We start from the raw sequence: 354 nt of genomic DNA, 5'->3' as shown, positions 1-354 counted from the left end.
ATCACCTGCGTAAATTCCCCGATATAGACATCCTGTTCCTCTTTGCTTTCCCTGATCTTTTGAAGGATCTCGTTGTAAACATCCGGTTCGGTGTATTTCAATCCGAGGTCTTCAAGTTCGGTTTTGATGTTGTATAGCCCGATGCGGTGGGCGAGGGGAGCGTAGATATATAATGTTTCTGAAGCGATCTTCTCCTGCTTGTCTGTGCGCATGGAATCCATGGTCTGCATGTTGTGCAAACGATCTGCAATTTTGATAATGATCACCCTCACGTCATCGTTAAGGGTAAGCAACATTTTCCTGAAGTTCTCTGCCTGCAGGGAAACATCCTTATCATGCTCCAGGTTAGAGATC

Annotated in this window: 1 protein-coding gene; it reads right to left on the bottom strand. The window is 45.5% G+C overall.

Going from position 1 to position 354, the window contains the following annotated elements:
- The coding region (locus tag HC175_RS21165; protein ID WP_168139929.1) for an HD domain-containing protein at window positions 1-354 on the bottom strand (354 nt) is incomplete at both ends.

This window comes from Salinimicrobium oceani (genome assembly GCF_012037645.1).
Note: the sequence above shows the minus strand (reverse complement) of the source record. Positions and strands in the feature narration are given on the sequence as shown.